General features: G+C 46.9%; 10 protein-coding genes. 9 read left to right on the top strand and 1 reads right to left on the bottom strand.

From position 1 onward, the window contains the following. Window positions 1–178: 178 nt before the first annotated feature. From QUB56_RS09835 to QUB56_RS09815, 5 genes are all read left to right on the top strand, one after another. Window positions 179–613, top strand: a complete 435-nt coding sequence (locus QUB56_RS09835; protein ID WP_332954961.1) for a ferritin-like domain-containing protein — start codon at window positions 179–181, stop codon at window positions 611–613. A 399-nt stretch (window positions 614–1,012) separates the two neighbouring features. Then, window positions 1,013–1,975 carry an FTR1 family protein gene (locus QUB56_RS09830; protein ID WP_332954960.1) on the top strand — a complete coding sequence of 321 codons (963 nt, stop codon included), beginning with the start codon at window positions 1,013–1,015 and terminating at the stop codon, window positions 1,973–1,975. A gap of 790 nt (window positions 1,976–2,765) precedes the next feature. Continuing rightward, window positions 2,766–3,503 (top strand): response regulator transcription factor, encoded by a 738-nt coding sequence (locus QUB56_RS09825; RefSeq protein ID WP_332954992.1) that lies wholly within the window; start codon window positions 2,766–2,768, stop codon window positions 3,501–3,503. A 915-nt stretch (window positions 3,504–4,418) separates the two neighbouring features. Then, window positions 4,419–5,147, top strand: coding sequence for a hypothetical protein (locus tag QUB56_RS09820; RefSeq protein WP_332954959.1), 729 nt, complete (start codon window positions 4,419–4,421; stop codon window positions 5,145–5,147). 474 nt (window positions 5,148–5,621) lie between these two features. Next, window positions 5,622–6,137, top strand: a complete 516-nt coding sequence (locus tag QUB56_RS09815) for a transcriptional repressor (protein WP_332954958.1) — start codon at window positions 5,622–5,624, stop codon at window positions 6,135–6,137. Window positions 6,138–6,381: 244 nt separating this feature from the next. Here the strand turns inward: QUB56_RS09815 and QUB56_RS09810 are convergent, their stop codons facing one another. Then, entirely contained in the window at window positions 6,382–7,233 is an 852-nt protein-coding gene (locus QUB56_RS09810; RefSeq protein ID WP_332954957.1) for an Npun_R2479 family HD domain-containing metalloprotein, read from the bottom strand. A gap of 1,422 nt (window positions 7,234–8,655) precedes the next feature. Here QUB56_RS09810 and rpsL point away from each other — a divergent pair. From rpsL to tuf, 4 genes are all read left to right on the top strand, one after another. Continuing rightward, window positions 8,656–9,036, top strand: coding sequence for a 30S ribosomal protein S12 (gene rpsL / locus QUB56_RS09805; protein ID WP_172186436.1), 381 nt, complete (start codon window positions 8,656–8,658; stop codon window positions 9,034–9,036). Between the two features lie 137 nt (window positions 9,037–9,173). Then, window positions 9,174–9,644 (top strand): 30S ribosomal protein S7, encoded by a 471-nt coding sequence (gene rpsG / locus QUB56_RS09800; RefSeq protein ID WP_006632196.1) that lies wholly within the window; start codon window positions 9,174–9,176, stop codon window positions 9,642–9,644. A gap of 332 nt (window positions 9,645–9,976) precedes the next feature. Continuing rightward, on the top strand, window positions 9,977–12,049 hold the full coding sequence (fusA, locus tag QUB56_RS09795; protein WP_332954956.1) for an elongation factor G: 2,073 nt from the start codon (window positions 9,977–9,979) through the stop codon (window positions 12,047–12,049). Between the two features lie 101 nt (window positions 12,050–12,150). Further along, the gene (gene tuf, locus QUB56_RS09790; RefSeq protein ID WP_332954955.1) at window positions 12,151–13,380 is read left to right on the top strand and encodes an elongation factor Tu; all 1,230 of its coding nucleotides are present in this window, start codon (window positions 12,151–12,153) and stop codon (window positions 13,378–13,380) included. The last annotated feature ends 91 nt before the right edge of the window (window positions 13,381–13,471 follow it).

Raw genomic sequence — 13,471 nt, 5'->3', positions numbered from 1 at the left:
ATAAAGCCTTTGAGAGTTTTCGGATTCATTCAAGAATCCCCGTGGCTTCAGCCCTGGGGAGTATCAAATACAACATCTCTCCGGTAAGGTGCGCCATCAGCACCTTACTTTTCATTTTTAACTTAAATGTGATATTATAAACAGCGCCCTCTAAGGCATTCTACATCTAAAACAACAAATGAAAGAACTTGACGAAAAAAAAACCCAAGAACTGCTATGCACCATCATGGAATGGGAACTTGCAGGTGTCGTGCGCTATACCCACTATTCACTAATGGTCACAGGGCCAAATCGGATTCCCATCGTGCAGTTTTTTAAAGCACAAGCAACGGAATCCCTACTCCACGCCCAACAAGCAGGAGAAATTCTCACCGGTTTAGAGGGGCATCCCAGTCAGAAAATTGCTCCCATCGAAGAAACCTACAAACACTCGGTGAAAGACTTATTGGAAGAAAGTTTAAATCACGAGAAAAAAGCGCTCAAAAAGTATAAATCTTTACTTGAAGTCGTGACAGACTCCAGCGTTTATTTGGAAGAATATGCCCGCAATCTGATTGGACAAGAAGAATTGCACCAAGTTGAACTGAAAAAAATGCTGCGGGATTATAGTTGATTTAATCATTAGTTAATTGTTATTTGTCAATACTTCGGACAGTTTCATTGCTCACGCATCGGGGGGCTAAAAACCCGGTTTCTAGGAATTTTGCCACGAGTCACGAGAAATCTAGGAAGAAACCCGGTTTCTGAGGTGTGCGTCAGTCCGCCCCTGCTTGCGTTTTTATGTCGTAGCATCACACCCTTGATTTTCACCAAGCCTGATAGCGTGCTTCCTAAGCGTTGCTTGCAGCCATTGGATCGCCCTGAAACCCTTATTCTCAGGTAGGCAATCAAAAACTGTCCGAAGTGTTGAGTGGTTATTGGTGATGGGTTAGTTGTTAGTTGTGATTTCTAATCACCAGTGACCAATGCCTCATGTCTATGCGCCATACCCCATACCCCATAATTATAAAAAATGAATTTTAGTGAAGCGTTACCGACTTTTTTAGTTACCCTGCGCGAAGGCGTAGAAGCCGCCTTAGTCGTCGGAATTGTACTAGCTTGCTTGAAAAAAGCCGAGCAAAGTCACCTCAATTCTTGGGTTTATGCAGGTGTCGCAGCCGGCATTGCTGCTAGCGGTATTGTTGGTGTTATATTCAATGGATTGCTCGCAGCACTATCAACATCCGAGCAGGCTTACGCACCGGTAATTAAACAGCTATTAGAGGGCGTGCTGGGAATTGTGGCGATCGCAATGCTAAGCTGGATGCTAATTTGGATGACTCAGCAAGCGCGCTTTCTCAAAGCTGAAGTTGAAGGAGCCGTTACAGCAGCTTTGACAGAAAATACCAATGCCGGCTGGGGCGTATTTGGCTTAATTTTTATTGCGGTACTGCGCGAAGGTTTTGAAACAGTTTTATTTGTCAGCGCTCAGTTTCAACAAGGTGTCAGTCCCGCTTTGGGAGCTTTGGGCGGTTTGACTGGGGCGGCAATAATTGGGGCGCTACTGTTCAAGTGGGGCGTAAAAATTGATATCCGCCTGTTTTTCAAGTTTATGGGGATTTTGTTGCTGTTAATCGTAGCAGGTTTGGCAGTATCGGCGCTGAAACATTTCGATCGAGCCGCTGAGATTTTGTCCCACATGGATAGCAAGTATGCAGCGATTTGTTTTTATTACGATCGCCTCGCACCAGTCCACTCTTGTATTTTAGGCCCCATGGTGTGGAATGCAGCGTCCAGTTTGCCCGATCGGCAATTTCCGGGAGTGATTCTCAAAACACTGTTTGGATACAGAGAGCGACTTTATCTCGTCCAAGCGGCTGCTTACACAATATTCTTAGCCACCATCGGCCGTCTTTATTTCCAAAAATTAGGCTCTCAGGCGACTGTTTCCCCAAAAAATACTCAGTCGGCTCAAGAATCAACTCTTTCTCGGTAGTTGTGTCGGCTATGGTTACAGATTATATCAAATCCGTTAGCATCGGAATAGTAAATTCGAGTTCACTGTTGACGGTTGACAGTGAACAGTCAACCGTCAACCTCATTCCGGTGTAACCGGAAATGATATTATTTCACTGCTTTCACTGCTTCTCAGGCAAAAAAAATTGCCTTATTTTCCAAAATCCGTCCAAAATTTTAGGGTTTTGGGATGGACTATTTGACATTTTTATGATATCATTTAATAATGGGAATAGTGGTTTTTTTGAAAATAAATAGTTAGATTTCTATTATATAATAATACAGTCAAGAGCTAAAAAAAGCAAGGGCTAACCCTCGAAAAAAACAAAATTTTTCTCAACCTCACCAACTTTATAAATCACAAGTCGTAGAGTGGGCGATCGTAGAAAATATGTAATTCGCAGAGAGCAGAAGTTGCTGGTAGTCAGGCCCGCAAAGGTGTCGATCGAGAAGAGGGGCGATGACCCACTACCAGCAAACAAAGGCAGGGTGCCTCTAAAATCTCAAATCCCATCATCAATCGTCGCCACAGAAGTCGAGTCCGCAAACAAAAAATCTACCCCAGCCCAGATTTCTGGCGAACAGTCTTTCTGATAGCCACTCAAGGCCCTTATAATTAATACAACAATTTTTACATAGCTCACAAAGTTCTTAATCAACCTTATAATTCTTAAATGAAGCTTAAAATTAAAAAATTGCTTGTTAAAGTTACCTGGAACCCCCAGAAGGCTGTAGCCTCCCCCATCTGGTTAGCGGTGAGATAAATAATGATGCCTCGGATACTTGTTATTGATGATGACGCGGCGATCGCCGAACTCGTAGCCGTCAACCTAGAAATGGCTGGCTACGAAGTCACCCAGGCCGAAGACGGCATCAAAGGTCAGGCACTGGCCATACAACTGCTGCCCGACCTGATCATGCTAGATCTGATGCTGCCTAGAGTAGACGGATTCACAGTGTGTCAGCGGTTGCGGCGCGACGAACGCACAGCCGACATTCCCGTCTTGATGTTGACCGCCTTAAGTCAAACTCAAGACAAAGTAGAAGGCTTCAACTCCGGCGCCGACGATTATCTGACCAAACCCTTTGAACTAGAAGAGATGCTGGCGCGAGTGCGAGCCTTGCTGAGGCGCACAGACCGCATCCCCCAAGCTGCCAAACACTCAGAAATCCTGAATTACGGCCCGCTGACCCTTGTCCCCGAAAGGTTTGAAGCTGTTTGGTACGTTCAGACAGTCAAACTGACCCACCTAGAGTTCGAGTTGCTGCACTGCTTGCTCCAGCGCCACGGTCAAACAGTCTCTCCCAGCGAAATTCTCAAAGAAGTCTGGGGTTACGACCCCGACGACGACATCGAAACTATTCGCGTACACATCAGACACCTAAGAACCAAGATGGAACCCGACCCCCGCCATCCTCGGTACATCAAAACCGTATACGGGGCCGGTTATTGCCTGGAGTTGCCCAGCAACGAGCAAGTAGCCGAGGAAAGCAAATCCTCTGCTTGAGCTAGCAGATGCAACAAGCAGTTAAAAATCCCCCTATAAAAGCCTGAAAGCATTTGCTCTCAGGCTTTGTTCTTTGGAGTTTGAGTTGACACTCAAGCGGTCTGAAGAAACACTCGATTCTTGAAGAAACCAGAATCTGACCTTCAAACCCACATTCCGCACCCTGAACTGTCACACTACGAATTTTCGGAGTTTGGCTAAATTGAACTGGCGATCGCAAGTCCATTTTCCCACTTGTGTGTATAAAAAATGACCATTGGGATTCACAAAATTCCGCAAAAACCGATTGTGACAGTGGAGGGTGCCGAAAGTGGGTTCAAAGGCATTGTCAATCTACCTCCTTACGCTCAAAACAACTATCTTTCGATGCTGCAATCACCCTTACTCTTAATATGCTTTCCGAGTTCATCAAACTTGCCAAATACGGTACGCTCCCCACCCTGCCATTACTTGCTCTTTTTGTGTTGCCTCTCAATAGGCGTACTAATTAACGTAGGCATTAACTCTCTTGATGCTGAAAAAAACCATCCCGCACCCCCTATAACCCCACTTTTATAGAAGCTTGGCCAGAGGAAAGTACCGGATTTCTTTTTCCACCTTGTCTTTTCCCAGAGGATTAAACAGCTACTTAAACAATACTCTAGCCTTAATAATACTATTTATCAATAAATTCTCAACTATTCCTTGAGTTACTATTTTTCCTAACGGGAAGCCAACTTCCGAGAGAGCCCCCAAAACAGTCATAAGCTTGTTCTCACAATGTTTTTTACTGTTCAGTTACATATCTCAACTCAGATTAGTGAAAAATTTTATCAAATACCCCTTGACGAAACTACTAAAATTGTTGATTATCTATATCAATAACCTGTAAGCCCTTAAAACTCAACAGACATCTTTCTCAAGAGGTAAATCGCCGTGACAAGCAAGGCCCAAATATCCTGCCCACCCGAAGGAGAATCCTTTCCCTGGTGGGCCGGCAACGCCCGCTTAACCAACCTGGACGGCCGTTTGCTCGGTAGCCACCTCGCCCACGCCGGCCTCATCGTCCTCTGGGCGGGAGCCTATATTCTATTTGAGCTTGGACGCTTCAACCCAGAATTGCCGGTGTACGAACAAGGCTTAATCCTGTTGCCCAACCTAGCCAGACTCAGCTTGGGCGTTGGTGCGGGAGGCAAAATTGTCGATACTTATCCGTACTTCGCCGTTGGCGCGATTCACCTAATCAGCTCAGCCTTTCTCACCTTCGGCGACATCTTTCACTCCCTCAAAGGGTCAGCCACCCTCCCAGAAAGAACTTCTTCCTTTGGCTACAAATGGGAAGACGCAGACAAAATGACCACCATCTTGGGCATCCACCTAGTTTTGCTGGGTGTCGGTGCCTTCTTGGGGGTGCCCAAAGCTATGTATTTCGGTGGTTTATATCAGACCACACTCGGGCAAGTGCCGATAATTTCGGAACCCACACTCAACCCCGCTGTCATTTTCAGCTACCTGTTCGGTGCAGGCTGCAAACATTGGCCCGCCGCCGTTGACAACCTCGAAGATGTTGTCGGCGGTCATATTTGGGCTCTAGGGCGCAATTCCTATTTTTTACCTACCAAGCGCCTTCAGATTACGCTCAACCTTGAAACAATAACCGTATGACTATCTTTTTCTACTGTTTCTGTATCACTTTGATGTTTCTGTTTTTGTGGAGTGTTTCAGTAGCATTTCGAAAAGGATTCGATCAAATCAAGCGCTTGGATCAAATTCCTTGTTCAGATTGCGATTTTTTTACTTATGACTACCGCCTCAAATGTACAGTGCGACCCTGTGTTACTTCTACTTAGGAAGCGAGCGGTTTTACGGACTTTGAACCTAAGATTTGTTTTGGCAATGCTTATTAGCAACATTGCTCTCAACTTCACAAAAATTACGCAAAAATACCGACAACCACTTTTTCAGTTCCCCTTTTTACAAGGGGGATAGGTGGGTAGAAGATCCCCCCTTGCTACAATGGGAGCCTAAACTTAGATTGCTTCTCCCGAAAAATACACTTTAGGATAATCGCACATGAAGCGCGAATAAATAACAGATAAGCCAGTAAGATTCCCGTTCAACTTTTTTATTTTTTACGACATGAATTTATACAGCGCTAACTCACTCAAAGTCGAACTCAATCAGAGAGGCTGCCGCCTGACTCCCCAGCGAGAAACTATTTTGAACGTCTTTCAACGTCTGCAGCAAGGAAATCATTTGAGTGCGGAAGAATTATACAAGACTTTGCAGAATCAAGGAGAAAGAATTGGCTTATCTACTGTCTACCGAACCCTGCATTTATTAGCAAGGATTGGGATTCTGCGTGAACTAGAATTAGCAGAAGGACACAAACATTACGAATTGAATTTGCGGGAATTGCACCACCACCACCATCTGGTTTGTATTCAGTGTCACAAAACCTTTGAATTTAGCGATGAATCGATTTTAAAAATTGGCAAAAAGCAAGTTGAAAAAGCTGGTGTAGAACTGCTTGACTGTCAATTAACTGTGCGTGCTGTTTGTTTGGAAGCGCTGCGGGAGGGATGGCCTTCTTTGCTGCCGAGCAATTGGTCCTGTCCGAGATATCATGCGGAAATTGAGGAGGAAATTAGTTGAGTTGGATGAAATACACTTCGGTAATGGGGAATTGGTAATTGGTAACTTTTTAACTTAGGTACGGCTATAGCGTTGCCAGGAATGTTAGCGAAGTGATTCTTAGGAAAGCAATCTCACGCATTCAAAACTTGCCGCTTTCTCCTTCCCCTTAATAGCGTTGCCAGGAATGTTAGCAAAGCAATTCTTAGGAAAGTAATCTCACGCATTCAAAACTTGCCGCTTTCCCCTTACCCTTCCCCTTCCGTCAAGCAACCTCAGAATCGCAACGTTGGTGTTCCATCCGAAATATGTTAGCGTACAAACTAGCAACAATCTGTTTGCCTTCCTGCGTCAACTGCAAGTAACCGAGAGATTCGCTGATGTGCGGATAAATGCCGCTCCAGTAAAACTTAGAGTAGCTTTGCAGCAAGTCGCCCGGATGTCGGTAGCCCAAAAGTTTAGTAGCACCGCTTTCTTCCAACTCGTAAAACAGCGCGCCTATTTTCTGCAAATATTGCGGGTTGCTGAGCTGACCTATCAAGTCAGCACCACGAACTAAACTAGAGTAATTAACTGCATCCTCCTCAGTGTTGCCGTCAAGCACCGAGAAACGAGTCTGTTCTATGTTATGCTTAATTATCTCAGCATTAATTAGCTTGTGGTTGCCGAAGCGCTCGTCAATGAACAATTTAGCTCTGTCAACTCGGTAAGGAGCTAAGCTAGCCGCTGTTGCACCGGGAGCAAGTGCAATTCTCATGTCATCTTTTCCCGTAGCATACAATCCTTCTGATTTTTGGTCTTGCCGGCAAACTCCTTTGACATATCCGATATCTTGGCACAGCAAAGAAATGATGAAGTGGAGCCAATCGTCGCAGGAAACTCCGCCCTTACGAATGTGTTTTCCCCGCAATATTTCTTGACCGACTAAGGTAATGCAAATGGCGTGTTCTACATTGTGATAAAGACCGTCGCTGTTGGCGATGTTTTCTAACGCCATTGCCCCCACCCAGGCAATAATGTCAGCATAGTCTGATTTGTAGCCTCCGTAAGTGCGCCTGTACCCGTTCTCAAGCTGTTCGATGAAAGCCTGGATCAGCAGTTCTGTAGAATTAAACATATCCTGTCGTTTTACCTTAATATTGCCTTTCAAGAGCGGTGAATCTATTTGGGAACCCTCTAATTTTATGGATGAGATTTTAACTCACAACTCATGCACCCCGTGTGCGTTGTTCGCTCGCGCCTAGCAATCTCAAAACTGATTGACGCCGCTACCCCCGGGGAGTCACGAAGCAATCTCGCGACCGCCCTCAAAACTCCCAAGCAACTGGGTTCATCACTGACACCCATCCGGGCCGTAATGCTTATAGCAGCCTGCTGAGAATTTTTCGCTCGTCAGAACTTCGTCCAGTACCCCAACTTGCTTCGCTGAAGTTGGGGGTTCCAACATCAACTCAATTCAAGGACGGTCTTATTCGTCTTTGGAGCTTTCCGTCTCATCCGCTGATGCCTCTAGACAGCCGTCTGTGTTTTGGTCTTACTCGCTGTCCACAGGCAGACCCTCGGCTTCCCCAAGAGTTATTTCTTTATTTATTTGGCTGCCTTATGTTTGGACTTATCTTTCTACCAGTGACACAGAGGGATATCTTAGACTGAGATCGAGAGCGAATCCCATGCACGCTTCTGAGGAAGTATCAAGCTTTACTATAGAGAACACCATGCAAGATAGCAACAAAAGTAGTATACAACATTATTACAATAGAACAAAACAATGTTGCTTCGCTTTTATTTACTGGTCAAAATTCATCCCCACCTTTTAGAAGGATGGGGAAGTCTTTTGACACTCAGTTAAACTGTGAGAATTAATTGCGTATTGAATAGGCTGGAACTGAGTCCGATCGATCTTACCGAATTTCCAAATGAGCGAGTATAGCCTTTCTCAGATAGATGAGGTACAAGTTTAGATTTTAGATTGGGGGATTGGGGGATTGGGGAATTGTTAATTAATTCGTGAATACCTCATCTTTCCGAGAACCGCTATAAAGTTCGGAAATTGCCTATTCAGGAATATAAACTTTGGTTGTCATCTGCGGTCAAATGAATGTAGATTTCTTATTGTCCGGCAATTTTAGATAACTTTATGTGATGTCTATCGGCCCTTGACTGTGATGCTGAGACTGTGATGCGATCGCCGGTTTGAGTTGATGGGCGTTTCCGAAAAATGGTGATTCGATCGAAATATCGATCGTCATAAATTTTGCTGACGGCTGTGACAAGCCTCAGGGTTGCGTTTAGATCGTAGTATGTCACATCTCATTCGCCAGTTGAGATCGCAAGTCGAAACTGGCAGCAAGGAAAGAACTTCGAAAGCGTTGCCAAATTCCTTGCCAAAGAAAGTCGAGTCATGTACAATATAGAGTCTGGTATCCTCACTTACCCATAATTATTTTCATTCATCCCGTCCCCCTAGAGGGGAAGGGACTTTCAGTGCGGATGCCGCTAAATCACTATATTCAGCAAAAAGCTAGAAATGCCGTAACTCATGCCCACTATTCAGCAACTCATCCGTTCAGCACGGGAACAAACGCAGAAAAAAACCAAATCGCCAGCTCTCAAGAGTTGCCCCCAGCGCCGCGGAGTTTGCACCAGAGTGTACACGACCACCCCGAAAAAACCCAACTCGGCGCTGCGGAAGGTGGCTCGGGTACGGCTGACCTCTGGTTTTGAAGTGACAGCCTACATCCCAGGGATCGGTCACAACTTGCAAGAACACTCGGTAGTAATGATCCGGGGCGGTCGGGTAAAAGATTTGCCCGGAGTTAGATACCACATCATTCGCGGTACATTAGACACCGCTGGGGTGAAAGACCGCAAGCAGGCTCGTTCCAAATACGGGGCAAAGCGTCCTAAAGAGAAAAAATAACCAGGATCTCGCCCGTCGGGGTTGGGAAGCAACAATAAATCCCATCGCGCAGATCGCACGCTCGATCGTCATAGATCGAGATCTGAACCCAAAACCCCAAACTCAATCATTCAAAATCAAAAATCCCCAATAGAACTATGTCTCGCCGCACAGTTATTCAAAAACGTCCAGTTCCGCCAGATCCAACCTACAACAGCCGGTTGGTAAGCATGATGGTGAGACGGATCATGCAGCACGGCAAAAAATCCGTTGCCTCCAGCATCGTCTACGACGCCCTCAAAACCATCCAAGAACGCACAGGGGCTGAACCGTTAGACTTGTTTGAAAAAGCAGTCAAAAACGCTACACCCCTGGTCGAAGTCAAAGCCCGCCGGGTAGGTGGCGCTACCTACCAAGTGCCGATGGAAGTGCGTTCCGATCGCGGCACAACCCTAGCCCTGCGCTGGCTGATCAGATTTGCCCGCGCCCGCACCGGCCGCTCGATGGCAGCTAAGCTAGCCAACGAACTGATGGATGCAGCTAACGAAACAGGCAGTGCTATTCGCAAGCGCGAAGAAACACACCGCATGGCTGAAGCTAACAAGGCTTTTGCTCACTACCGGTACTAATTGCCAACTCGGGCATGGAGAAGAGGGCGATCGTGCGGTATGAAAGCATCGGGCGAGAAATTGGCAAGTTTAAGTTTTGAGTGTTGAGATTGCTTCCCTGGGCTCCGTTGCCCGATCGCGCAAGCAAACTCAAAACTCCCCCAATCAAAATTCACGCACTCTCTGAATCCTCCATGTCGCATCCTTAATATTTTTGTAAACAAATCTTGCAAAAAATATTAAAATGTAACAATAAGCTCCAGAGATTGTAGTAAATCGCTGGGGACTGCAAAATAGGGTTACTGTGTAGTATAATAGTATTATAACAGCAACACAAGATTAAGGAGGTAGCTGTGGCACGTACCGTCCCGCTAGAAAAAACTCGCAACATCGGCATCGCAGCCCACATTGACGCGGGCAAAACAACAACAACTGAAAGAATTCTGTTCTATTCAGGCATGGTTCACAAAATGGGTGAAGTGCACGAGGGAACAGCAGTCACTGACTGGATGGAGCAAGAGCGGGAGCGGGGAATTACGATTACTGCCGCTGCTATCACCACCAGTTGGAAAGATTACAAAATCAACATCATCGACACTCCCGGACACGTAGACTTCACGATCGAAGTCGAACGCTCGATGCGAGTGCTCGACGGAGTGATCGCAGTGTTCTGCTCGGTAGGGGGAGTGCAGCCACAATCCGAAACAGTGTGGCGACAAGCAGATAGGTACAAAGTACCGCGGATTGTGTTCGTCAACAAAATGGATCGGATGGGCGCAAACTTCTACAAAGTCTACGGCCAAATTCGCGATCGAATGAGAGCGAACGCCGTACCCATCCAAATCCCGATCGGCAGCGAAGAAAACTTCCGGGGAATTGTAGACTTAGTGCAAATGAAAGCCTATATCTACAACAACGACACGGGAACCGACATCGAGGAAGTAGAAATCCCCGATGAAGTAAAAGAGCTAGCTGCCGAATACCGCACCAAGCTGATCGAGTCCGTAGCAGAAACCAACGACGCCCTCACCGAGAAATACCTCGAAGGCGAAGAGTTAACAGAAGCAGAAATTCGTGCAGCTTTGCGCACTGGCACGATCTCTGGCACGATCGTCCCCATGCTCTGCGGTTCGGCGTTCAAAAACAAAGGCGTTCAACTTTTGTTGGATGCAGTGATCGACTACCTGCCGTCGCCCGTGGAAGTTCCCCCAATTCAAGGACTCCTGCCCAACGGCGACACAGCAGAAAGATTTGCAGACGACAGCGCGCCGCTGTCAGCCCTGGCATTCAAAATCATGGCTGACCCCTACGGCCGCCTGACTTTCGTTCGCGTCTACTCGGGTATCCTCAAAAAAGGCACCTACGTCCTCAACTCCACCAAAGACAAAAAAGAGCGGGTGTCTCGCTTAATTGTCCTCAAAGCCGACGATCGGATAGAAGTTGAGGAACTGCGGGCAGGAGACTTGGGAGCAGCCTTGGGTTTGAAAGACACCTTCACAGGCGACACCCTCTGCGAAGATGGAGCGCCAGTGATTCTGGAATCCCTGTTTATTCCAGAGCCAGTCATCTCTGTGGCTGTCGAACCCAAAACCAAACAAGACATGGAGAAGCTCTCCAAAGCCCTCCAGTCGCTCTCGGAAGAAGACCCCACCTTCCGAGTCAACGTTGACCCAGAAACCAACCAGACAGTCATCGCCGGCATGGGCGAACTGCACCTGGAAATCCTCGTAGACAGGATGCTGCGAGAATTCAAAGTAGAAGCCAACGTGGGTCAGCCGCAAGTAGCCTACCGCGAAACCATTCGCAAAGCCGTCCGCGCCGAAGGTAAATTTATCCGCCAAAGCGGCGGTAAAGGTCAGTACGGTCACGTCGTGATCGAACTAGAACCAGCAGAAGTGGGAACCGGCTTTGAATTTGTCTCCAAAATTGTCGGCGGCACTGTACCCAAAGAGTACATCGGTCCTGCAGAACAAGGGATGAAAGAAGCCTGCGAATCAGGTATTGTAGCAGGATATCCCGTGATTGACCTCAAAGCTACTATGGTAGACGGGTCTTTCCACGACGTAGACTCCTCAGAAATGGCATTTAAGATCGCCGGTTCAATGGCAATCAAAGAAGCCGTGATGAAGGCGTCGCCAGTGCTGCTAGAGCCTATGATGAAAGTAGAGGTTGAAGTTCCCGAAGATTACATCGGGAACGTCATCGGAGACCTCAACTCACGTCGGGGCCAGATCGAAGGTCAAGAGACGGATCAGGGGATTGCCAAAGTTTCTGTAAAAGTTCCACTAGCAGAAATGTTTGGTTACGCCACCGACATCCGCTCGAAAACCCAAGGTCGAGGCATCTTCACAATGGAATTCAGCCATTACGAAGAAGTGCCGCGAAATGTGGCAGAAGCCATTATCGCTAAGAACAAAGGGAACTAAGGATTTTAGATTTTAGATTTTGGATTTTGGATTGAATCCAAAATCTAGAATCTAAAATCTCAAGTCTAAAATCGCTAAAAGAAACAAGGAACAGATCAAGAATGGCACGCGCAAAATTTGAACGGACTAAACCCCACGTAAACATCGGCACGATCGGTCACGTTGACCACGGCAAAACAACTTTGACCGCTGCGATTACGATGACTCTCTCTGCACTAGGTCAAGCAAAGGCTAAGAAGTACGACGAAATCGACGCCGCGCCTGAAGAAAAAGCACGGGGTATTACGATTAATACTGCTCACGTGGAATACGAAACCACAACTCGGCACTATGCCCACGTAGATTGTCCCGGACACGCTGACTATGTGAAAAACATGATCACCGGTGCAGCTCAAATGGACGGCGGCATCCTAGTAGTGTCAGCGGCAGACGGCCCCATGCCTCAAACTCGCGAACACATCCTGCTAGCTAAGCAAGTTGGCGTTCCCAGCCTGGTTGTCTTCTTGAACAAAGAAGACATGGTAGACGATGCAGAATTACTAGAATTGGTGGAACTGGAAGTTCGGGAACTCCTAAGTTCTTACGATTTTCCTGGTGATGACATCCCCATCGTGACGGGTTCGGGATTGAAAGCTCTCGAAGCGATGATTGCCAATCCCAAGATTACAAAGGGCGAGAATGAGTGGGTTGACAAAATTTACAAGCTGATGGAAGAAGTAGATTCTTACATCCCCACTCCAGAGCGCGAAGTTGACAAGCCTTTCTTGATGGCTGTAGAAGACGTATTCTCCATTACTGGTCGGGGTACAGTTGCCACTGGTCGGATTGAGCGCGGCACTATCAAAGTCGGCGAAACAGTAGAAGTGATTGGCATTAAGGACACTCGCAGCACTACGGTGACTGGTGTGGAAATGTTCACCAAGTCGTTGGATGAAGGCATAGCTGGCGACAACGTGGGTCTACTGCTGCGGGGGATTTTAAAGGCGGATATTGAAAGAGGCATGGTAATTGCCAAGCCCAAATCCATCAGTCCTCATACTCAGTTTGAATCTGAAGTTTACATCCTCAAAAAGGAAGAAGGTGGCCGTCACACGCCATTTTTCCCGGGCTATCGCCCTCAGTTCTACGTCCGCACAACGGATGTAACTGGTACGATCAACCAGTTCACTGCTGACGACGGCTCGGCAGCTGAAATGGTGATGCCAGGTGACCGCATCAAAATGACTGTGGAACTGATCCACCCGATCGCGATCGAACAAGGAATGCGCTTCGCTATCCGCGAAGGCGGCCGCACCGTCGGCGCCGGCGTTGTTTCCAAAATCCTCAAGTAGGAATCGACTAACACTCTTGGATAGCAGAAAAGCCACGAAATTTAATCAGGCTTTTCTGCTATTTAGTGATTAATTATTAGTCATGAGTCTG

The organism is Microcoleus sp. AR_TQ3_B6 (assembly GCF_036702785.1).
In the GTDB taxonomy this organism is placed as follows: domain Bacteria; phylum Cyanobacteriota; class Cyanobacteriia; order Cyanobacteriales; family Microcoleaceae; genus Microcoleus.
Note: the sequence above shows the minus strand (reverse complement) of the source record. Positions and strands in the feature narration are given on the sequence as shown.

Coding starts and splice junctions, on each gene's coding strand:
- QUB56_RS09835 (WP_332954961.1), top strand. CDS start 179: ATGAAAGAACTTGACGAAAAAAAAACCCAAGAACTGCTATGCACCATC.
- QUB56_RS09830 (WP_332954960.1), top strand. CDS start 1,013: ATGAATTTTAGTGAAGCGTTACCGACTTTTTTAGTTACCCTGCGCGAA.
- QUB56_RS09825 (WP_332954992.1), top strand. CDS start 2,766: ATGCCTCGGATACTTGTTATTGATGATGACGCGGCGATCGCCGAACTC.
- QUB56_RS09815 (WP_332954958.1), top strand. CDS start 5,622: ATGAATTTATACAGCGCTAACTCACTCAAAGTCGAACTCAATCAGAGA.
- QUB56_RS09810 (WP_332954957.1), bottom strand. CDS start 7,233: ATGTTTAATTCTACAGAACTGCTGATCCAGGCTTTCATCGAACAGCTT.
- rpsL (WP_172186436.1), top strand. CDS start 8,656: ATGCCCACTATTCAGCAACTCATCCGTTCAGCACGGGAACAAACGCAG.
- rpsG (WP_006632196.1), top strand. CDS start 9,174: ATGTCTCGCCGCACAGTTATTCAAAAACGTCCAGTTCCGCCAGATCCA.
- tuf (WP_332954955.1), top strand. CDS start 12,151: ATGGCACGCGCAAAATTTGAACGGACTAAACCCCACGTAAACATCGGC.